The following is a 20,706-nucleotide window of genomic DNA, read 5'->3' on the forward strand; positions in this document are numbered from 1 at the left end:
GGTTTGCTAGCGAACAGATTCGCGAGCCGCATGGGCAAGTTGTATCGGTTTTATCAAAGAAACCAGTTCGGCTGTGCCGAACATAGCGATAGGGACGCGCGGAGCGGATTGTAGGTTGATCGCTGGCGTACTGTCCAGGTTGAAAACGTCGGTCTCATAGACCCTACGGCGAGCCGGCTTGACCCACCAAATTCCAGGGGTATTTCGAATGAAAATGCGTAAACGATTACAACTCATGGCTGTGTTGGGCTTGGGCACTCCCTGCTTGCTCTCCCAATTGGCTGTTCCGACTGCAAAAGCTGGCGACCTCGGAAAACGCCACAACATGCCACCCGCCTCCCGTTTGGCAGAGCCCGGCCCGATGGTTGGAGGCCCTGGCCCCGGCGTTCTTATGCCTGAGACCATTCCGGTCCCTGGGTATGGAGCTCCGGCCGTCGCACCCACGATCCAAATTCTTTTCAATCAGCCTCAATCGATGAACATCCTTTACGATGTCGTCGGTGATGGGACCTTCGGCAGCGATCCGTTGGTTGTTCCAGGTCGTGTCGAGTTCGCCCAAGGGGGCATCTACCGCTTGAAGCTGACCAACATCGCCGGTCGAGAAGGGGTCGAGCTCTATCCAACGATCGAACTTGGATTGGCGAGCTACCGAACCGCTGCTTACCTCGCCCACAACGCGTTGGCCATCCAGTTCACCGAAGACGACTTGGACCAAGCTCTCTCGAGCAACTTCGTGACGAAGGTCATCTACCTCCCAGACCCTGAATTCCAAGGGGAAGCGATCTCGGGTATCGATACGCTTGTGAGCAATCGATTGGAACCGGGCTTGGATCCCATCGTCGAAGCAGACCGACGCGGCTCGATCCTCGCCATCATCCGGCTTGGAAATAAAGACGTTGAGCTAGCAGGTGCTGGCGGTGCGGCGCTTCCTTACGCCGGTGGAATGATGGGACCAGGAGGAATGATGGGACCCGATGGCATGGTTTGCGGACCGGATGGAATGCCCATCGGTCCTCAACACAATCCTCCGAACATGGTCGCGGGTGTGACAGCGCCTCAATATGGTATGCCCTATACCGGCACTCCAATTGGTTTGGCTGGACCTCCTCACATTCCATTGGGACATCCTGCAGGTTTGCAGCAGCACGTGATGCGCAACCGTACGCACATGAACATTCCCGAACCGACCAAGAAGCTCGATATCTCGGTCCGACATCAACCGGGCTACAGCTATCCCCAGCCACCTAGCAAGGCTCACATCAAAGAGCAGAACATCCATCCTGGATTTCCAACGGGCGCTCCTGGCTTCTACAACGCAAGCCGCGTGGTAGCTCCGAATCAGTTCAGCAGCCAACCAGCGGGTCCCGCTGGCGAATACTGCCCACCTGGTCAAGTTCGCTAGTGCGAATCGATAGGACAACGGAGCTGGCCCATCTCGATGGGCCAGCTTTTTTAACGACTCTCCGCATCTCTCTTCCAACGGCACTGGTCAACCCGATGTTCCAACGAGTTTCGTTTCCAACGCTGCTCGTCACCTGGCTCACTGCCCTCACCCTTTGCATGTTGGCAGTGATCGCGGGTGGCGTACAAGCTCAAGACCTTATGTCGCGACTCCCCAAGAACACGCATCCGCTTCTGCGCGACACGATGCCTCCAGGGGAAGTAGGCGCGATCCAGCTGGCGAGGAAGCCCGAGTTACGCGGAGTTTGGCAGGCGATTGAAATCAAAGGCCCTGCCGGTATGCGCGTCAGCATGGCGGATGCAGGTCAATTCTCGGATGACCTTTCTCAAGCTCGCTTGGCCGTGATGGTCGGATATCCCTACCGAATGCGTCTGACGGGACTTCCATTCGAAGAGGAGACGGCTCTCTACCCCACGCTCGAAATCATTGACCGCATTCACCCACCCGCTGAACGAGAGCATCGGTTCCCTATCCCCATCGAACTCGACGAAGATGACCTCGTCGATGCGATGCGTGGTGAGATGATCATGAAAGTGATCTACCTGGAAGACAATCAAATCGCAGATCCCGTGGATACGGCAGGCAATCCTCAACGCGTTCTCGACCTTCGCCCCTCGCAGGATGCATTGCAAACCGCAGACCGGATGGGACGTCCTGTCGCTATCCTTCGCATCGGCTCGCGTGTCCCTAACGTTTCAGAAGGCCAGGACTGGGACGCGTTCCTCTACGGTTGTCCGGCTTGGGTAACGTTGAAGCCGATCCCGGATAAACAAATGCTGATTGATCAAGGCAAATGGCCCGCGACTGCCAACAGCGGTTCTATCAGCGATCGCCGTTAGATCTTTCCCACCCACCAAAACCAACACTGCACCACGGTCATGAAACACACGATGCTACACTCGGTTTGGATGCGATGGGGATGTTTGCTCACCGCGACGATTCCAGCCGTTGGTTGCCAATCCATTCAACCGTCGTTCTTGAGTCAAGAGAGTAGACAAGCTCGTCAGCAGAGTTATGCCCAAACTCCCCTGGCGCAGTCTGCTGCAACAAAACAACAAACTGCACCCTCTCCATTCGTCACACCATCGTCAGCCAGCACTGCCCGAGTACCCCAGTCCCCAAGTGCTACCGTCGGCACGAATGATGTCCAATTGGTCCAACATACCGAGCCCAGTGGTCAGGCAAGCGGTGGTCAGGCAAGCAGTGGTCAGGCCTTCAGTGTTCCGAGAGAATCGATGGTGACGGTGCCGCATTCCGGCGGATACGCACCTCCCGTCTATGGTGCGCCTCCTGTCTATGGTGCACCCGCTGGTTATGGAAACGCAGGTCACGCGGGAGGTAGCTGCCAATGCTGCAATCACGCTGGTGGTGCGTATCGTCCGCTGTACCCGCAGCTTGATGGCGGCCAATGGGATGCGTGCGAGCCCCAAGCCTATGCGGTTCCTCGGCAGTCCGACCCTCAGGAGTACTTGTTCGATGGCGGCGATCACGAGCCGCTGGTACGCGTTCGCAAAGACAATAGTCTGACCGGACTCGATCCGGAGGACACGGTCATTCAGTACGACACCGCCGACGGTCGCACGTTGGTGGAAAGTGGTTGCCGCGTTGCGATCTATGCGCCTCGCTTTGCCAGCGTCCGCAAAAAGACTTCTATTGCCCAGAGCGACGTCGCGCAGCGACTTCGAACGACCGACCAGCCGTATGGCCCTGGTCAATTTGTCGAGAAGCTTCCTTCTCGCGATGTGATGCAACCCACCCGCTCTGTTGCGCAAGATCGCGTGCATGTGGTCGAGTCGGTTCGCGATCGACGAGGGCCAGTTCCAGCGGAAATGGTTCTTCCGATGTTAGAGATCAGCGAAGTCCTGGCACCGTATGCAGATCTTGCCTTATTCCGTTCTGGGGATTTGAAGAACACCGATTTGGCGAAGCTCGCGGTTGGTACGACGGCCGCTCAAGCTTGGGCAACCGTCGAGGAAATCAACGTGCTTGTCGATGGTGTTGAAGCGACGGAAACATCCTCGGCGAAGCGAGCCCAGGATCTTGTTCTTTACGAGTACAAAGGGGCCCGCATTCGACTTTGCAAAGTCGCATCCGAGCAAATGGCCAATCCCGGCGACGTCATCTCCTTCACCATTCGATTCGACAACGTAGGGGAACAGCCCTTGTCGAATCTGGTGATAACGGACTCGTTAACGCCCCGTTTGGAGTTCATTCCCGGCTCGGACAAGTCGAGTTTGAAGGGAACGTTCACCGCCACGCCTAACTCGGTTGGGTCGGAGGTTCTCCGATGGGAAATCACTGAAGGGATCAAACCCGGCGATGGCGGGCTCGTTCGATTCGACTGCAAGGTGCGGTGAATCAAACCGGAGCCTACAGGGCTCCGGTTTGTGTGAATCGACTAATTCTAAAGGGTTTGAGAGAACTATTGCCAAATGCGTTGATCGTTCTTCCAGATCTTGCCTGAGTCGACTGTACTGAGCTGTTCGTTCTCTTTGCTGACGCTGGCGACGACGTTCCAGGAATCGACCATCACGCCGCCGCTGGCAGACACCAAGAATCCTTGGGCGGTCCGAACAAAGCTGCATTGCGGATCGAGCGACGTTGGGAACTCCACTTTGTTGAGCTGTACGGATGCCTTCTCACCGAGCAAGCTTGAAAGGTCGCATCCCGCGATGTCCTCCAAACCTTGGGATTCGATGATCGCTGCGACGACGCATAGGTCCATCACATTGCGAAGCTCGCCGAAGACCGGTTCCTTCACTGCCAACTCGTCGAGTTTCGAGGTGAAAAGATCGGCCCACTTTTTGGCAATTGGATCGGCCTTGCCCTTCGCGACGCGGGTGCCGTCGGAAGAGATTTGCTCGACTTCGGTAAGGGTCTTGATTCCGTTGCCGGTCAGTTGCCAAGCCAATTTGTCTTTGCTGTGCTCGATCGAGCTGTAATCGCAAGCCATCCACCAGCGGGATTGGAGATTTTTGCTAGCCGAATTGCTGACCATTTCCAAATAGCTAGGGAGGCCCGAAACAGGAGCCTTCACGAGGTTCATACCGTACAGCTTCATTTTGTAATCGGCTGCGAGGATGACGCGAGCCATGTGGCTGTCGGGAGCGACCCCTTCCAACTTGACTTGCTGAGGTCCGAAGGCTTGTCGCATGGCTGCCTCGAGGGACTGCCAATTGACTTGGGAGGCATTGATTCGATTTTGGGAGAGCAATTGGGTGAGCCGTGCGCTCCCTTCCTTGGTCGGTTCGATCGAGACCGAGATACCGGTTTGTCGCGCCGACTCTACTGTCTTGAACGCGTTCAGCAAGTCATCGAGATGAACAGTTGGCTTTCCGGACTTTGCGCCGACGATGGCTCCATTTGGACCGACGGACCAAGGCTCGGCGGGGCCGGCTAGAACAATGTCGTTTCGCTCTGGATAAACGAAGATCTTTTCCACGCGAGTGAGACCACCCAGGAACATGACTTCCTCAGGCAAGGCCTTTCCCGTTGCGATACTTTCCTGGACCGCGTTGCGGATTCCTTGGAGAGAAATCAATCGCAAGTCGACCGACTGTTGCAATTCGCCGGTCGGACCAACCAAATCGGCTCGGGTTTGCTCGAGAGCGTTGGTAGCGTCCTCTTCGGTGATGGTGCGCATGACGCCATCTGCATCGATTCGAACCCCCCCGACGGCGCGTCCGAAGAATCCGTTGTTGTTGAAGTTCTGGGCGAAGATCGGAGTCGAGGAGAAGGCCAATCCGGCTGCGATGGCGAAGGGAATCGAACGCTTGGCCACCGGGAGGCTAGCAAGAGCGCCCAGGGAAGTTGCGCACAAACTTCGAAAACCCATAGTCGGAACTCCAATCAATTGGCTTGCAAAAATAAGTCGAATGAGAAACTAGATGTTGGGCGAACGCTCAGGGCGATCAAACTGTATCTTATTGTGGATCGTCCGCCTTTGACTTTCCACCATAACTGCTGGAAAAATCGGGAACAGTCTCTCTTTCCGGACAAGCGGCGACCGCACGGACGTTTTCTAGGGTAATTTCAAGCCATTCGCGATGCAACAAAACAATAGTTCCGCTTACCTCATTATTCGGCAAGGATCGAGATGGACCGACGTTTTTCGCTTGGAACCTGGTCGCCCGCTCATCGTTGGTCGGGCTTCCTCCAACGAGATTCCCGTGGCGGACGATCGCTCCAGCCGCCGGCATGCCGAGATATTCTTTGACAATGGATGGTACGTGCGGGATCTGGGATCGAGGAACGGGACCTTGGTCGACGGTCGGAAAATCGAGCAATCTCAGCTGCTGATGCCTGGTAGCACGATCGCCGTTGCATCCTGCAAGATGACATTTACGAATAGTCTAGAGGAGGTCGCTCCTCCGTTGGAGGTCGAGGGGGCTGGGCCAGAATCGACGCGGGAGGGTGGGATCGAAGTCTCGCGAATCATTCATCGTCAATCGAAGTCTGCCATCTTGGACCCAGAAGCCTTTCAGCAAGTCATCCGAAAGGATCGCGTCGGGGAGCCGATGGCTAGCTTGGCGGCACCGATTGCCCCCGCCATTGCGCTCCTTCAGTTGGCCTTTGAATTGGCTCGGGAAAACAACCTCTTCCGCGGGTGCGAGCGCGCTTTGGAACGGCTGCTGGATGAAACCCAATGCCAGTCGGCCGGCATTCTCAAAATCGAATCCTCCGAAACGGGCGTCGCGGAACGGAAAGTCCTAGCGGCTGTCCAACGTTCTGGAAAGGCATATCATCCCGTTTCCGATTCTCTCGCTGCGAGCGTTCTTCGCGAAGGGAATGCGCTACTGGCTCGCAATATTCACGACAGTGAATTGGCAGGTGGCGTTTCGCAAAGCACCCCGATGGCAAACAGCCAAGTCCACGCGACGTCCAGCGCGATCCTTGCCCCAATCCGCGAAGGGTCGGAGTGCGTCGGGTTCGTGCACCTCTATAGCCGTGTCGGGGAGCCTGATTTGGCGCCGGAGCACCTCGAAGTCGCGCTCGCGATCGCAGATGTCGTGGGGACATTTTTCGCCAACATTCAGAAGCAGTTGCAGCTTGAAAGCAAACTGAAGACTTCGCGAAACCGGATCAACGAGTTGGAACAGCAGTTGGGTCATTCCGAGGAATGGGTCAGTTCCTCGCACGCGATGGATCGATTGCGGGAGCAGGTTGCGAGGGTCGGTCCTACCTCCGCAACGGTCTTGCTACGAGGAGAAAGCGGATCGGGCAAGGAGCTTGTAGCCCGCAGCATTCACGATGCAAGCCATCGGGCAGCGGGGCCGTTTGTTGCGATCAATTGCGCGGCACTCACTCCGACTTTGCTGGAAAGCGAACTGTTCGGCCATGAGAAAGGAGCTTTCACCGGTGCAACCGAGCGCAAGCTAGGGAAGTTCGAACAGGCACATCAAGGCACGCTGATGCTCGACGAGCTTGGCGAAATGAGTTTGGAGATCCAAGCGAAGTTTCTGCGCGTGCTGGAGGGGAAGCCTTTTGAGCGAGTTGGTGGTAGCAAACCGATCCAGGTGGATGTTCGGGTTGTCGCGGCGACGAACAAGGACCTTGAGAAAGCGGTCGCGGATGGCTCGTTCCGATCCGATCTCTACTTCCGGCTGCGAGTGATCGAACTCAGGATCCCTTCCCTTCGAGAGCGTCCCGACGATATCCTGCCAATTGCCGAACATTTTCTCGCTCAGTTCCGATCGAAGAGCGGGCATGGTCCGGAGGGCTTTAGCGACAGAGCTCGAGCGGCGATGCGAGCCTATCATTGGCCAGGAAACGTCCGCGAGCTTCGCAATGCCGTGGAGCGAGCGTTCGTGCTGTGCAATGGGGTCTTGGCCGATCCGGAGGATTTAGCGCTTTCCCATCTTCAAATCCCGGGAATTCCTGCGTTGGGAGGTCAATCTGCCGCAAATCAACCGGCAGGGTACCAGGAGCGGACGTTGGAGGAAATCGAGATGGAGCATATCGCCGCGACTCTCGAATACACGGGTGGACAAAAGAACAGAGCTGCGGCTATTCTCGGGATCGAACGATCTACCCTTGACCGAAAAATCAAACGACAAAAGAGCGATACCCCATGATCCAGTCCTCCGGTTTTCCCACACAGTTTCTTCCTTTGGTGGAATCGGCTGGCGGGCTGATCTTCGACTGCGACGGAACGCTTGTGGACTCCATGCCTCTCCACTTTTTGGCTTGGCATCAAACCATGCTCCGTTATGGGCTTCGTCTCCCTGAGGATCGCTTTTACGCGTTAGGGGGGATGCCAAGCCATCGCATCATCGAGATGCTAGCCGCAGAGCAGTCGGTCGAGGTCGACGCCCAGCACGCAGCGATCGAAAAGGAACAAGCCTTTTTGGAGCGATTGCATCTCCTGGAGCCTATCGACTCGGTGCTCGATATTGCTCGGGCGCATCGAGGTGTTAAGCCGATCTCGGTCGCGAGCGGCGGTTTCCGCAAGATCATTACTCGGCAGTTGGAAATCATTGATTGTCTCGATTGGTTCGACGCGATCGTCACGGCCGAAGATACAACGCGGCATAAGCCTGAGCCTGACGTCTTTCTCGAAGCTGCTCGTCGTATGGGGGTTGCGCCGGAACAATGTTTGGTCTTTGAAGATGCCGATCTAGGGGTCGAGGCCGCGCGGCGCGCCGGTATGCCCTGTATCGATATCCGCTCGTTCTACACCGCTAAGAGAATTCCGGTTGCCTAGTTGATATGATCCATTTCCGGTGGTTGGGGCTCTGTATCGCGGCCGTCGCATTCATGGTGGCCCTTCCTGCATCGAACGAGCTTCGATTGGATCGCTCGCTGGAAAAGATGTTTCCCGATGACGCACCGACGCGCACGGCATTCGAGAATCTCGAACGAATCTTCGGTGTCTCCGAATTGATCGTATTTGCTTACCGCGATCCAGACCTATGGACCGATGACGGTAGCGGATTGGATCGACTGCAACGCATACGAAAACGCGTCGAAGCCATTCCAGGAGTCGACTCGGCGCTCGATCTATCCAAATTGGATGGGATGCTCTCAAGTCTTCAACCCAGCGCATCGGGTTTCTTGGGTGCACTCAGTGGTTCGAAGACGAGCAAGCGTTCGTTGCTGGATGAAGACAACGAAATTGCGAAGGATCTGAAAAGGCTCTTTGAAGGGCAAACGCATGCCGCCGATTCAAATCTTGTCGCCGTCGCTTGTATTTTAAAGGAGAGCAGTTTACCCGGGGGGTATCGCGATGTTCTCACAGCGCTCCGATCCGTCGATTTGGAGTCGAACCAGAAGCCGCTGTTGGTGGGGAAGCGGGTGATGCTTGAGGAGGGATTTGATGCGATCGAGGAGGATGGGAGGCGACTGAGTATTTACGTCGGTGGTACGTTGGTCGTGCTTTTGACGCTTGGCTTTCGATCGTTGCGATGGGCCCTCATCACAATTGTCGTGGTGCAATGGTCATTGGTGGTCACCCGAGCCTTGCTTGTTCTCCTTGATTGGGAATTGACCATGGTCTCGTCGATGTTGGCCTCCATCGTCACCGTGATTGCTGTGGCGACAGCCATGCATTGGATGTTGGCCTTCCAACGATTGTGCCGCTCGGGTGCGAGTCCTGAAGAAGCGTTGCAGCGTTCCTTTATTTCGCTTCGAGGTCCGATCGCTTGGGCGTGCATTACCGACGCGATTGGCTTCGCATCGCTTACGTTTTCCAACGTCGGACCTGTGCAAGACTACGGCTGGATGATGGCCCTCGCATCCTTGGTCGTCTTGGTCGGTATCGTCCTATGCATTCCGGGGTTGGCATTGCTCCCGCTTCTGCCAGACCGTTTTCAGGAGCGTGTGTTCCTTTCACCCGCCATGCAGGGATTGCCCTGGCTGGAAGAGGATTGGCTCAAACCGGTTTTATTGCATGTCCAAAGCTGGGTTTGTCGTTTCCCGCACCACCTGATGCTGGCTTCCTCGGTTATCACCGTTTTGGCATTGCTGGGAAGTTTGCGAATCCAAGTGGAAACGGATTTCATCAAGAACTTTCGAAGCGACGCACCGATCGCGATCGCGTACCGAGCCGTCGAAGACGAATTGGGAGGGGCCGGAGTGTGGGATGTTATTGTTCCCTTCCCCAAGCCTGCGCGGGAGGAGGATTTGCAAACCATCCGGGAGCTTGAAAGCGAACTGCGTTCGATTGAGATCGAGACAAAAGACGGACCGCTTGCTTTGACCAGCGTGATGAGCTTGGTCGATGCCGACGACATTGTCCGCCGAAACGCTTGGTTGGGCCCCATAGGTTTCGAGGGGCGATTGATTGGGATGCGTCCAGCGATGGGTAGCTTCTTTGACAGCTTGCTTGCCGAATCCAGAGACGATGGGAATAGCGACCAACGCCATTTGCGAATCTTGCTTCGTGCGCGAGAGCAGACCGATGCCACGGGGAAAGAGAGTTTGATTCAAGCGGTTCGATCGGCGACCGATTCGTATCGAACGAAAACCGGGGTGCAACCCTTTGTTTCTGGTTACTACGTTCTCCTGGCTGAACTTGTGCGAAGCGTTGTTTCCGATCAATGGATTTGCTTCGCGATCGCGTCTGTCGGGATCTGGTTCGCGATTGCGTTGGCCATGCGCAGCATCGTGTTTGCGACGGTAGCCTTGATTCCGAACGCGATTCCGAGCCTTTGTATTCTCGGATGGTTTGGCTGGACAGGGACACAAGTCAATTTAGGGGCTGCGATGATCGCGGCTGTTTCGATGGGGTTGAGCGTCGATTCGTCGATCCATTATCTAACTCGTTTCAGTCGCGAACGGAAGAACATAGGGAGCTTCGACGAGGCATTGAAGGCCGCTCAGTCGGAGATCGGTCTATCGGTCTTGTTCTCAACCTTTGCACTGATGATGGGATTCGGTGCATTGGTGATGAGTGACTTTTTACCGACTGTCGTTTTCGGAACCACGGCGGCGTGCACGATGTTAGGAGGAATGATCGGCAATCTGGTCCTATTGCCTGCCCTGTTGCAATCCGTTCGTAGGATCTTGTGATAAAGTACATCGGCGGGTTTGCAATCGTCGTGAACAAGCTTAGAAGTTCTGGTTTGAACCTGTTTTGAACATCAAGTCTGAGGAAGCTGTGGGAAGAGAACCGCTGGAAGCGGAATGCAAGTTTCGGGTGGAGAATGCCAGTCATCTCGAAGCCAAGCTGGCTGGTATCCAAGCCAAATTCGTGGCAAGAGAACATCACTGCGATACCTATTTGCGGCATCCAGCACGCGACTTTCGTGCGACCGACGAGGCGCTGCGGATTCGGGAAATCGACGGGCAGCCTCACGTCACATACAAAGGCCCTCGTCAACCGGGTCCGATCAAGATTCGACCTGAGATCGAACTCCCTTTAGGGCCAAATACCGCTGCACAGTGGCTTCAAATTTGGGAGCATCTCGGATTTCAGGTTGCTGCCAAGGTTGAGAAACATCGAGATGTGTACCAAGTCGAACAGGAAGGTCGATCGCTCACCGTTACGATTGACCGAGTTGAAAAGCTCGGTGTCTTTGCCGAAATAGAACGAGTCGTCGATAGTAACGAGGAAGCAGAAGCGGCGCAGCGCGACATCCTCGCGCTCGCCGAACGACTGGGATTGGATAGGATCGAGCGACGCAGTTACCTTGGTCTGCTCCTCGAAAAATCGACCGACAAAGCCTAGGCCCCCATCTCGTCTACTCTTCGCGCCGTGGCGCCTTGGCGAGAAACTGGGATGCGTGATGAAGTGGCGCGCCAAGGCGCAAAGGTCGCAAAGAGAAAGAAAGTATCAAGAGAGAGAGGGTAAGTCGAGAATAGCGCACTCCGTTCAAGGGAAGCGTTGGCAATACAAATTGAATTTTCCAGCTGCTTCATCCGGAGGTCCTTCCCTCACCATCTCGTCTACTCGTTGCGCCGTTGCGCCTTGGCGAGAAACTGGGATGCGTGAAGAAGTGGCGTGCCAAGGCGCAACGCTCGCTAAGAGAAAGAAAGTATCAAGAGAGAGGGAAAGTCGAGAATAGCGCACTCCGTTAAAGGGAAGCGATGGCAATTCAAATTGAATTTTCCAGCTGCTTCATCCGGAGGTCCTTTCCTCACCATCTCGACTACTCTTCGCGCCGTGGCGCCTTGGCGAGAAACTCGGATGCACGAAGAAGTGGCGCGCCAAGGCGCAAATAGATCAAACATTCATAGCTATTCGAACGAATCGCCATCCCCAAATGATAAGCGGTAATAACATTAGGCAGCCAATGGCCCCGTAGTAAATAGGAACGAACCAACTGTAAGACTTCACAACTGCATTCGGCAATCGAAACATTGACAGGATCCAAAACAGATCTCCTGCGTCATTTGTAGGGGGCTGACGATGGAGTACTCGCAGAAACAATGCACGTAGCAGAGTAAATACCACAGGAAGTCCAATCAGTGCCATCGCCACTACATAGAGTCCAATTTCAAACGCTGACGGAGAAAAGTCTGGCACTCGGATAAACGCCGGATCTTCCGGATCGTTTAGTATCAAAACGAGATTTACTGCTATATAGACCGGAACACTGAAGTAACTGATTGTAGGGAGCCGGAGCGATGGAAGTTTATCGACCTTCTCCCACATCAAAGATCGATGCTGTTGATGATGTTCGCTCTTGTCACCCGATCGCTTTACCATCGATTCCACCACCATAGAAATTTCTGCAACGGACGTTTTGACTCATTGTCCTGCGTTGCACCTCGCATGAGGCCGCCATACTTTTCGGACCATTCGCGAGAGTTTTTTACCACCTCGCCACTTGGGTCAAAATAAAAGGCCTGACCTGCAGCCTTCGAATGAAATGCGATGGAACCGTTGGGGAACCAACGTACGGTTTCCAAATGTTGAATCCTGAGCAATAGAGTGCGTCGTTCCCATTGCACCCAGGCTCGCTGGCCATTGGGATAACAACCCGTCAATGGATAAGGGCGTGTCCACCAAAATATAATTCCTCCGAGAAAAAGTCCCAACGCCATATGGACGACTAACAATGTTCTGATATTGAATCTCGGTGTTTTTTTCCCAACTTGTAAAGTTGACACATCTATTCCTGCATCTGTTCCCTATCTTTATTAGCACTTCGTCATGTCGACGCCTCCTCATCTCTCGTCCCTTTGCGCCGTGGCGCCTTGGCGAGAAACTTGGATGTATCAAGAATTGGCGCGCCAAGGCGCAAAGGTCGCAAAGAGAAGGGTAAGGATCAAGGATTGGTAAGGTCTGGTGCCCAGAGCCCCGGTTTGAGAGAGGGAGTTTCCCCTGATGGAGGATAAGTCGTTTTCACCGCCGCTTGAAGTTGTTTTGAGAGTTCTACTCGAATCGAATCATAGTCCGTTTCGTTTGCAAGATTGCGGATTTCATTGGGGTCTTTGTCGTGGTCATAGAGTTCTCGCCCACGTTCACCATCGGCCCATTCGGTGTACCGATATCGATCGGTCCGGAGACTATATCCAAAGAATCGCTTTCCGTCGGCACCGACGTTGGTTGTCACCGCCGCCGCTGCTTGCCCGCCACCCCGCATGACTTGCGTTAGCGCCCAACCCCGCCCCTTCGTTTCCGGAGCATTAAGAATGGGAACGAGACTTTGGCCTTGCAGTGAGTCTGGCGTTGGGACCTGGCATAGTTCCGCCAGTGTCGGATAGAGATCGACGTGCGAGACGGGTGTCTTTGCGACTTGCCCTGCCTGCTTCGAGTTTGGAGTGACGATCAAGAGAGGAACGCGCGCGCTCTCTTCGAAAAGACTCATCTTTTGCCACAGCCCGTGCTCGCCCATGTGGTAACCATGGTCGCTCGTAAAGACGATGATTGTGTTGTCGGACAGTTTCAAACGATCGAGAGTATCGACGACGCGACCGACCTGGGCGTCCATGAAGCTAATACTGGCCAAGTAGGCTTGCCGAGCTTCTTGACGGAGTTCATCCGTCAACTTGTCTTGCTCCCTTTTGTAGCTTCCCAAGCCCGGTGGTGGGATATCCTTTTGGTCTTCCGTGACTCCTTGTACGAGCGGCATCGACTCTTTGGGATATTTGGAAAAATAAGTTTTCGGAGCCACGTAAGGAGTGTGGGGGCGAAAGAACCCAAGGGCTAGAAAGAAGGGGCGATCGTTCTGTTTGGAACATCGCTCCAGCACCCATTCCGCATCGGACGCCATCAGCCCATCGGTATGTTTGGCGTCTGGTTCAGGGGAAGCAAACCAGCTCAGCGTACCCCCGAATTGACCGGGGGTTAGGGAGAAGATCTGCGGTTCTTCTACCAATCGGTCGACGCCAGCGGGATTGATCTCCATTTCCCAGCTACCGGGATCGTCGTGCCCGTTGGTTCCAATCGAGCGAGGAACGTTGTAGTGATAGAGCTTCCCGATGCGAGATACAAAGTAGCCCGCGTTGCGAAACGCTTGCGGGAGACTTCGGTGCGTCGGAATGGTTTGACGGAAGATCTGAGCGTTGGCAAGGATCCCAGTCGAGTTTGGGTAGAGACCGGTAAGCATGGAGTTGCGGCTGGGGCCGCAAAGTGGGAATGTGCAATAGGCACGATCAAATCGCACACCTCGAGTCGCCAAACGATCGATATTCGGTGTTTTGGCCAGTGGGTCGCCGTAGCACCCGAGCATATTATTCAAGTCATCTGAAATAATGAAAAGGACATTGGGGCGACTATCGGCCGCCTGGGCGATCGTGCAACAGACGAAGAAAAAGAGCATCCCCAGGGAGAGGTGGAGTCGATGCATGGCAATGGATACCTCAGTACAAGATTGCGCGAAAAGTCACTTTCCGGACGATCCTTATGATACTAGGAAGCCCAGGTATTGGGGCAGAAGGCGGTTGTGGTATTCTGTGGGTTAAAAGCTCTAAGCGGTGCGTGGGCAACCTAGTAGAATGCGGGAAGAGCCCCCGCTGCACGAGGCACTGAGGTTGGGCGTTTCGGTTGGGCGTTTCGGTTGGGCACTTCATTCGGCAGCCTGCACTCGCAAACGATTGCAGCAACAGGAGATACAGACAAGATGGATTACATCGATCCCCACATTCACATGGTTTCTCGCACAACCGACGATTACGAGACGTTGGCGAGGATGGGATGTGTTGCGATGAGCGAACCGGCTTTCTGGGCGGGGTTTGACCGTGGGAGTGTTGAGAGTTTCCGCGATTACTTCCGTCAATTGACCGATTTCGAACCCCGTCGAGCCGCTCAATATGGAATCCGGCATTTCACTTGGCTTTGCATCAATGCCAAAGAGGCGGAAAACGTTTCACTCTCGCGTGAAGTCATCGCGATGATCCCGGAGTTCTTGGACAAACCCAATGTCCTCGGCATCGGCGAAATCGGTCTCAATAAAAACACACGAAATGAATCGATCATCTTTCTCGAGCATCTGGAGTTGGCCATTCGGTACAACCAGCAGATCCTTATCCACACTCCTCACTTGGAGGACAAGTACCAGGGGACGCGCATGATCCTCGATATGCTGATGGGTGATTCTCGAATCGATCGCTCGCGCGTGTTGGTCGACCACGTGGAGGAGCATACCATTGAAGCGGTCCTCGAGAATGGTTTCTGGGCCGGGATGACGCTGTACCCTGTCAGCAAATGTACGCCCCAGCGAGCGGCTGATATGATCGAAAAATACGGCCCCGAACGTTTGATGGCCAACTCCGCCGGCGATTGGGGACCGAGCAAACCGACCGCGATTCCCGATCTCATCATGGAGCTCAAAAAGCGAGGTCATTCCCGCGAGCTTATTCGCAGGGTGGTTTATGAAAATCCCGTCACCTTCTTCTCGCAAAGCAAACCGGGTTTGTTCCAAGACGTTTGACGCGGTTCACGAAGCATACATTACATCGAGGAAGCATGTCGGAATCCACGAATCAACATCGACGTGCGGCAGGTGGACACGTCAACGTTTCCATCCTCACGGTGAGCGACACTCGCACGTTGGAAAGCGACGGGGGCGGAAAGCTGATCGAGGAACTTTGTCATGCCCGGGGCTTTCCAATATGCGAACGACGCATCGTGCGGGATGAACGAGATGCTATTCGCCAAGCTGTTTTGGAGCTACTGGCAGAACGGCACTGCGAAGCGGTCCTCATCACCGGCGGAACAGGTCTCGCAGCTCGAGATTGCACCGTCGATGCGGTCGATGGGATCTATGACTCTGTCATCCCCGGCTACGGAGAGCTCTTTCGAATGCTTTCCTATCAAGAGATCGGATCGGCATCGATGCTCAGCCGAGCTAGCGGAGGGCGGATTGGCACCAAGATCGTATTGACCATGCCCGGATCAATAGCCGGCGTCCGGCTTGCGATGGAGAAGCTCATCCTCCCGGAACTTCCGCACTTGGTCCTGCACGCCGGCAAATAAAAAACCTCTCCAGTTTCGAGAAGTTGTGGGATTGAAGAGGGTGGCGCGCCAAGGCGCGAAGCTCGCAGAGATGAAACTATCAATCCGTCTAAGGGGTGATGGAATAGCATTCCACTTCTTGCCAACCTACCTACCGTTTCGCTTTCCCCCCCTCTGCTCCTTGCGCCGTGGCGCCGTTGCGAGAAACTTCCCGCATCGATGAAGGCAGTACGGCTTCAGACGGCTTTGGTGATGGTGCCCAGATAGAAGGGTTCTTGGGCGACCAATTCGGTGCCATCGCTCAAGTAAAAGCGAACGCGGACGCACCAGGAGATCGTCAGGATTTTTCCTTCGTAGGACAGTGGCGATTCCGGCAACGGAACTTGAAGCCGTCGCGGATTGGACCATTCGATTGCAGCCAGCGAATTGCCGCTGACTCGTTGAAAGAAATGGACTCCCATATCTTCGGAGCCCTTACCTTCGGTAAGCCAAATCACCGAGACTTCTACAGCAGCGATGGTGGATCGATCGATGTTGGAGACGGTGTACTCGAAATCGAGAACATCGTTTGGCATGTAGGTGGGCTGTAGTCCAAGCAATCGGATCATGACGGAAGATTCAACGTTTTGTCTAGCGCGTGCGGGTACACTACTACGGGGAAACTTCGGGAGTACGATGGCCATCGATTTGCCTCTCCTTCGACGATGATCTTCCAATGAACAGCGTTATGCAGGCTCTGAAAGGAGTGCATCGCATCGCTAGGGATACTCAGCACGCCCTCCAATTCCAGTGGACGCCCCCAATCAATTCTCGTACGACCTTGATCCAATACCACTTGCTCGCGCACGATGGATCGCTCGGTGCGAATGTCGGTTCCGAAATGATACGTGCTTTCCTCCTCGCAAACTAGTCGAACGGTTAGTTTCTTAATCACGAGCCTGCCGTACTGAACCAGCAGAATCTTGTAAGTGCGGCCGGGCACCAATGGGAGGTCTTCGATCTCGACCGTGGTTGATCCTATCCCAAGCACTTGCACATAGGTTTTGAAAAACAACTGAGTTGACCGCAGTCCTATGTAAGCCCCTGGCATAAGAAGCAGTAGCAACATCACCGGAGTTTGTCCGCCGATGAACCCTTGCACGGCAATGACAAAGAAGATAGCTAGCATGGCGTTCCAAGCCATGGCGAAGACTCCGACGGCGATGAACGCCATCAAGTCCTGCGAAGGGCTTGGGAGCCGATAAGCCAGTTTCGCGCCTGGACTGTCTGTGAATGGCTCGAGGGACGGGATCATGGGAGGTGGCGCTTTCTTCGTCCGTTGGCTTGGACGGGGCAGCAATCCGCTCTTCGCAATCGCTTCGCGATGTTCGTCGCTCATCGCGACCTTCAGAACGCGAACCCAGAAGCCGACGGCACCCAAGACGACCAGAGCCGCTGAGACTCCGACAGAGAGCCAGAATCCGTATCCGACCTTGAGCCAGCTGACGAAGGTACTAAGGCTGAGGACTCCGACGAGGAAGCATGTGGCGAAGAATGTGGCCTCGCCCAGGGATCCCATGATCCACCAGCCGGTCATCCGGCCCCCTTTTTTCTTTCCCCACAATCGAAATCTCGGCTTCATACGTCGCAGTGTATTCGCTGGGCTGCCGTTGCCAAGCCGCACAATCGTTACCAACGACAAAGTTCCCCAATCAACTCCTATCAGCTTGGGATTTCATCGTTAGAATCCGCGTCGGGTCGCGGACTGGCAGCCAGAATCGTCAAACCCCGGACCCAGCACGCATCCCACCCCAAGAGTCATTCCTTGAACGATTACATCGCTGCGTTACTCCAAGGCATTGTGGAGGGGCTAACCGAGTTTCTGCCGGTGAGTTCGACCGCGCATATCATTCTGACGCAAGAGTTGCTCGGAATAGATCGAACGCTGCCGTTTTGGAAGATGTTCGCCGTCGTGATCCAACTCGGGGCCATTCTCTCGGTCATCGCCTTTTTTCGGGCCCGGCTCGCTACGTTTCTAGTTTCTTTCCAAGCATCCCTAAAAACAGACTGGAAGGCATCCTACCGTCATCCTTTGTCGCTCGTGCTCGTCAGCTTTGTTGTCACGGCGATCCCTTGTTTTCTGATCGATGAAATCATCGGCGAAAACCTCGAGAGCCTTTGGGTGATCGCCATCGCCTTGGTCGTCGGGGGCATTGCGATGGTCGTTATCGATCGCATGTATTCCGATCACGCCAAAACCGAGAGGTTAGAGGAGATGAGTCTTCGGCAAGCGATCGCGATCGGCTTTTTTCAGATCCTTGCGGCCGCTTTTCCTGGAACGAGCCGATCCATGGCGACCATTGCAGGTGGGCAAATCTTCGGGTTGAGCCGCTCAGCAGCCCTCGAGTTCAGTTTCTTTCTTGCGATCCCTGTTATGTTCGCCGCTTCCGGGTTCAAGCTCCTCAAGCATTTGGCGACCGAGCCGATGCCCTCTGGGGGGGAATGGACGAGTCTGGCAATTGGATTCCTTACGAGTTTCTTCGTCGCCTATGGCGTGATCGCTTGGTTCATGCAGTGGGTCCGTTCGCGGGGCTTTGTCCCCTTTGCGGTGTACCGGGTGATTGCGGGCATCGGGCTCCTCCTCTGGCTTTGGCTCCGTTAGCTGAGGGGTAGATTTCATTGACAACCCATAGGGGCACCGATAGCATCACCTCGGATGCCAATGAACGTTGTAATTCCATGCGGTGTAATTCCATGCGGTTGGACCACTGAGGCTGATTCCATGCTGTCTACTCGGCGACTCTCGACAGGCTGGATCCGCCCGCGTCTCAACACTCTGCCAACCCTTATCTCGCTCTGCATTGCGATAGGGATTGGATCGGTCCAGCCAGGCTGCGATTCGAACCATTCCTCGCCCATTGCTGCAAACCCTGGCGTGGAAACAGACACGTCGCAGAACGCTGCCAGAGAGTTTCCCCACACGTTCACAGACCGTTTGGGGCGGAAGGTCACGGTCAAGAAACGTCCCGAACGTATTATTTCCCTCAACCCATCCACGACCGAACTCCTCTTCACGATCGGCGCCGAGAATCAACTCGTCGGAAGAACCGAGTACTGCAATTACCCCGAGGCTGCATCGAAGATTCCCATCGTCGGAAAGGGGACCATTGAAGGAATCAGTCGGGAGGCCATCCTCGCATCGCGTCCAGACGTCATCCTCTTCAAATGGGACAGTCATCAAGCTTTGATCGAAACTTTCGAACCCCTAGATATCCCCCTCATTGGCATCGGCCCCGAATCGGTGGACGAATTGCTTGCCGAAGCCGAATTACTAGGTCGATTAACCGGTACCGAATCCAACGCAAGCCAATTCAACGAGCGGTTTGTCTTTCGACTGAAACAACTACAGCAATCTGTTGCCCACATCGCACCTGCTGTTCGAGCGAGGGTGTTTTACGAAGTATGGGACGATCCTCTCATGACTGCTGGCCCCGACTCCTTCATCGGCCAATTGCTGGAATTGGCAAATACGAGCAACGTGTTCTCGGATGTGCAGGCCCGTTATCCTCGGGTTAGTCGCGAAGCGCTCGTACAGCGCAACCCCGATGTGATATTAGCCCCGACGACACATAGTCAAAAAGTCGATATTCAGAAGATGGCGTTGCGTCCCGGGTGGGGCGAAATGCTCGCAGTGCAGAATCAAAGGATTCACGTAATCGACGGTGATCTCATCTCGCGGTGTGGACCTCGCATGCTTTCGGCCCTGCATGAAATCATCCAGACTGTTTATCCAGAGGTTGCATCGAAGTTGCCGATCGATGAACCTGTCGTAGCACCAAACCAATCGGAATCGAAGCCTTGAGATCGCCAAATGGATTTCTCAAAGCCATTCGCGGTAAAACCCATTGGCTCTTATTGGCTTCTTTGTTGCTGCTTGGATTACTATCGGTAGCGAGTCTTGGGATCGGTCCTGTGACGATTTCCTTCGAGACCATTTGGGATTGGTTGACGCAACGTTCGAGCGACGGGCAGCAAACGGAATTCACCATTCTGACCAGCCTTCGACTCCCGCGAGTCCTGGCGGCGTTATGGACAGGTGCCGCCCTGGCGATTGCTGGAGTTGGGTTTCAATGTTTATTTCGAAACCCGTTGGCGGACCCCTATGTTATCGGCGCATCGAGCGGTGCAGCCTTGGGAGTGGCGATTGCGGTGATTGTCGGGTGGCGGTGGTCCCTCCTTGGGGTTGGCCCCACATCGATGTTCTCGATGTTAGGTTCGATCTTCACGGTTGGATTGGTCTTTGTCATCGGATCTGCAAATCGGGGGGCATCCTCTTTGACGCTGTTGCTTGCCGGGGTCGCGATTAGCAGTTTGGCGAATGCCCTCGTTTCGCTTTTGATGTTTGTGCACGATGGGCAGAAGACGATGGTGATCTTGAACTGGCTCTTAGGTTCGCTCGCCGGGTCGAACTGGCAATCGCTGCCGACTTTGGTGGTGCTTTCGACATTCGGCATGGTATGGCTGTGGATGATGGCAAGGCAGATGGACGCCTATTCGCTCGGTGATATCGCATCGCAATCGCTCGGATTGGATCTTTCTCGATTGCGGTTGTCGGTCGTATTCGCGGCGAGTATCGCGACGGCAGCCGCGGTTTCGACGGCGGGAGTGATTGGTTTTGTCGGATTGATCGCACCGCAGATCGCGAGACTGTTGATTGGAACGCGGCACAAGTTGTTGATTCCGATGAGCGGATTGCTCGGTGCGACGATCACTTTGATCGCAGACGCGATTGCGCGAACCGTGGTTGCCCCAGCCGAGCTCCCCGTCGGCATCTTGACTGCCATGCTTGGCGGCCCGTTCTTCTTGGGATTGCTCTTGCGACGCGGCAGAGCGCATTCCCTCCCAGGACGAAGGGGAGGGTGAA

Annotated in this window: 16 protein-coding genes; 12 read left to right on the forward strand and 4 right to left on the reverse strand. The window is 54.9% G+C overall.

Annotated features, from left to right (window positions below):
* The first annotated feature begins 208 nt into the window (after positions 1 to 208).
* From SH467x_RS15480 to SH467x_RS15490, 3 genes are all read left to right on the forward strand, one after another.
* Positions 209 to 1,402: a hypothetical protein gene (locus SH467x_RS15480; protein WP_482368010.1), complete on the forward strand. Its 1,194-nt coding sequence runs from the start codon at positions 209 to 211 to the stop codon at positions 1,400 to 1,402.
* A gap of 95 nt (positions 1,403 to 1,497) precedes the next feature.
* Entirely contained in the window at positions 1,498 to 2,301 is an 804-nt protein-coding gene (locus SH467x_RS15485; protein WP_482368011.1) for a hypothetical protein, read from the forward strand.
* Positions 2,302 to 2,340: 39 nt separating this feature from the next.
* Positions 2,341 to 3,819, forward strand: a complete 1,479-nt coding sequence (locus SH467x_RS15490; protein ID WP_482368012.1) for a hypothetical protein — start codon at positions 2,341 to 2,343, stop codon at positions 3,817 to 3,819.
* Between the two features lie 65 nt (positions 3,820 to 3,884).
* Here the strand turns inward: SH467x_RS15490 and SH467x_RS15495 are convergent, their stop codons facing one another.
* Complete coding sequence (locus tag SH467x_RS15495; RefSeq protein WP_482368013.1) at positions 3,885 to 5,297, reverse strand: DUF1598 domain-containing protein; 1,413 nt, start codon at positions 5,295 to 5,297, stop codon at positions 3,885 to 3,887.
* Positions 5,298 to 5,508: 211 nt separating this feature from the next.
* Between SH467x_RS15495 and SH467x_RS15500 the strand changes: the two genes are divergently transcribed.
* From SH467x_RS15500 to cyaB, 4 genes are all read left to right on the forward strand, one after another.
* Positions 5,509 to 7,536 (forward strand): sigma 54-interacting transcriptional regulator, encoded by a 2,028-nt coding sequence (locus SH467x_RS15500; RefSeq protein WP_482368014.1) that lies wholly within the window; start codon positions 5,509 to 5,511, stop codon positions 7,534 to 7,536.
* The gene (locus SH467x_RS15505; protein ID WP_482368015.1) at positions 7,533 to 8,165 is read left to right on the forward strand and encodes an HAD family hydrolase; all 633 of its coding nucleotides are present in this window, start codon (positions 7,533 to 7,535) and stop codon (positions 8,163 to 8,165) included. The genes SH467x_RS15500 and SH467x_RS15505 overlap by 4 nt, the downstream gene beginning before the upstream one ends.
* A gap of 5 nt (positions 8,166 to 8,170) precedes the next feature.
* The gene (locus tag SH467x_RS15510; protein WP_482368016.1) at positions 8,171 to 10,471 is read left to right on the forward strand and encodes an efflux RND transporter permease subunit; all 2,301 of its coding nucleotides are present in this window, start codon (positions 8,171 to 8,173) and stop codon (positions 10,469 to 10,471) included.
* Positions 10,472 to 10,535: 64 nt separating this feature from the next.
* Positions 10,536 to 11,129 carry a class IV adenylate cyclase gene (cyaB, locus tag SH467x_RS15515; RefSeq protein ID WP_482368017.1) on the forward strand — a complete coding sequence of 198 codons (594 nt, stop codon included), beginning with the start codon at positions 10,536 to 10,538 and terminating at the stop codon, positions 11,127 to 11,129.
* Positions 11,130 to 12,672: 1,543 nt separating this feature from the next.
* Here cyaB and SH467x_RS15520 read toward each other — a convergent pair.
* The gene (locus SH467x_RS15520) at positions 12,673 to 14,196 is read right to left on the reverse strand and encodes a sulfatase (RefSeq protein ID WP_482368018.1); all 1,524 of its coding nucleotides are present in this window, start codon (positions 14,194 to 14,196) and stop codon (positions 12,673 to 12,675) included.
* Positions 14,197 to 14,469: 273 nt separating this feature from the next.
* On the opposite strand from SH467x_RS15520, the gene SH467x_RS15525 reads away from it, so the two are divergent.
* Together SH467x_RS15525 and SH467x_RS15530 are read left to right on the forward strand one after the other, a co-directional pair.
* Positions 14,470 to 15,279, forward strand: coding sequence for a TatD family hydrolase (locus SH467x_RS15525; RefSeq protein WP_482368019.1), 810 nt, complete (start codon positions 14,470 to 14,472; stop codon positions 15,277 to 15,279).
* A gap of 35 nt (positions 15,280 to 15,314) precedes the next feature.
* A complete protein-coding gene (locus tag SH467x_RS15530) occupies positions 15,315 to 15,824 on the forward strand; it encodes a MogA/MoaB family molybdenum cofactor biosynthesis protein (protein WP_482368020.1) in 510 nt (169 codons plus the stop codon).
* Between the two features lie 215 nt (positions 15,825 to 16,039).
* Here the strand turns inward: SH467x_RS15530 and SH467x_RS15535 are convergent, their stop codons facing one another.
* Together SH467x_RS15535 and SH467x_RS15540 are read right to left on the reverse strand one after the other, a co-directional pair.
* On the reverse strand, positions 16,040 to 16,411 hold the full coding sequence (locus SH467x_RS15535; RefSeq protein WP_482368021.1) for a hypothetical protein: 372 nt from the start codon (positions 16,409 to 16,411) through the stop codon (positions 16,040 to 16,042).
* Positions 16,408 to 17,478, reverse strand: coding sequence for a hypothetical protein (locus SH467x_RS15540; RefSeq protein WP_482368022.1), 1,071 nt, complete (start codon positions 17,476 to 17,478; stop codon positions 16,408 to 16,410). The genes SH467x_RS15535 and SH467x_RS15540 overlap by 4 nt, the downstream gene beginning before the upstream one ends.
* Before the next feature lie 129 nt (positions 17,479 to 17,607).
* On the opposite strand from SH467x_RS15540, the gene SH467x_RS15545 reads away from it, so the two are divergent.
* The 3 genes from SH467x_RS15545 to SH467x_RS15555 all read left to right on the forward strand — a co-directional run bounded on the left by SH467x_RS15545 (position 17,608) and on the right by SH467x_RS15555 (position 20,705).
* On the forward strand, positions 17,608 to 18,444 hold the full coding sequence (locus SH467x_RS15545) for an undecaprenyl-diphosphate phosphatase (RefSeq protein WP_482368023.1): 837 nt from the start codon (positions 17,608 to 17,610) through the stop codon (positions 18,442 to 18,444).
* 120 nt (positions 18,445 to 18,564) lie between these two features.
* Entirely contained in the window at positions 18,565 to 19,644 is a 1,080-nt protein-coding gene (locus SH467x_RS15550) for an ABC transporter substrate-binding protein (protein WP_482368024.1), read from the forward strand.
* Positions 19,641 to 20,705 (forward strand): FecCD family ABC transporter permease, encoded by a 1,065-nt coding sequence (locus SH467x_RS15555; protein ID WP_482368025.1) that lies wholly within the window; start codon positions 19,641 to 19,643, stop codon positions 20,703 to 20,705. The genes SH467x_RS15550 and SH467x_RS15555 overlap by 4 nt, the downstream gene beginning before the upstream one ends.
* Position 20,706: the final 1 nt, after the last annotated feature.

Origin of the sequence: Brakhagea slesvicensis (assembly GCF_052161625.1) — a bacterium.
In the GTDB taxonomy this organism is placed as follows: domain Bacteria; phylum Planctomycetota; class Planctomycetia; order Pirellulales; family Pirellulaceae; genus JBKCUI01.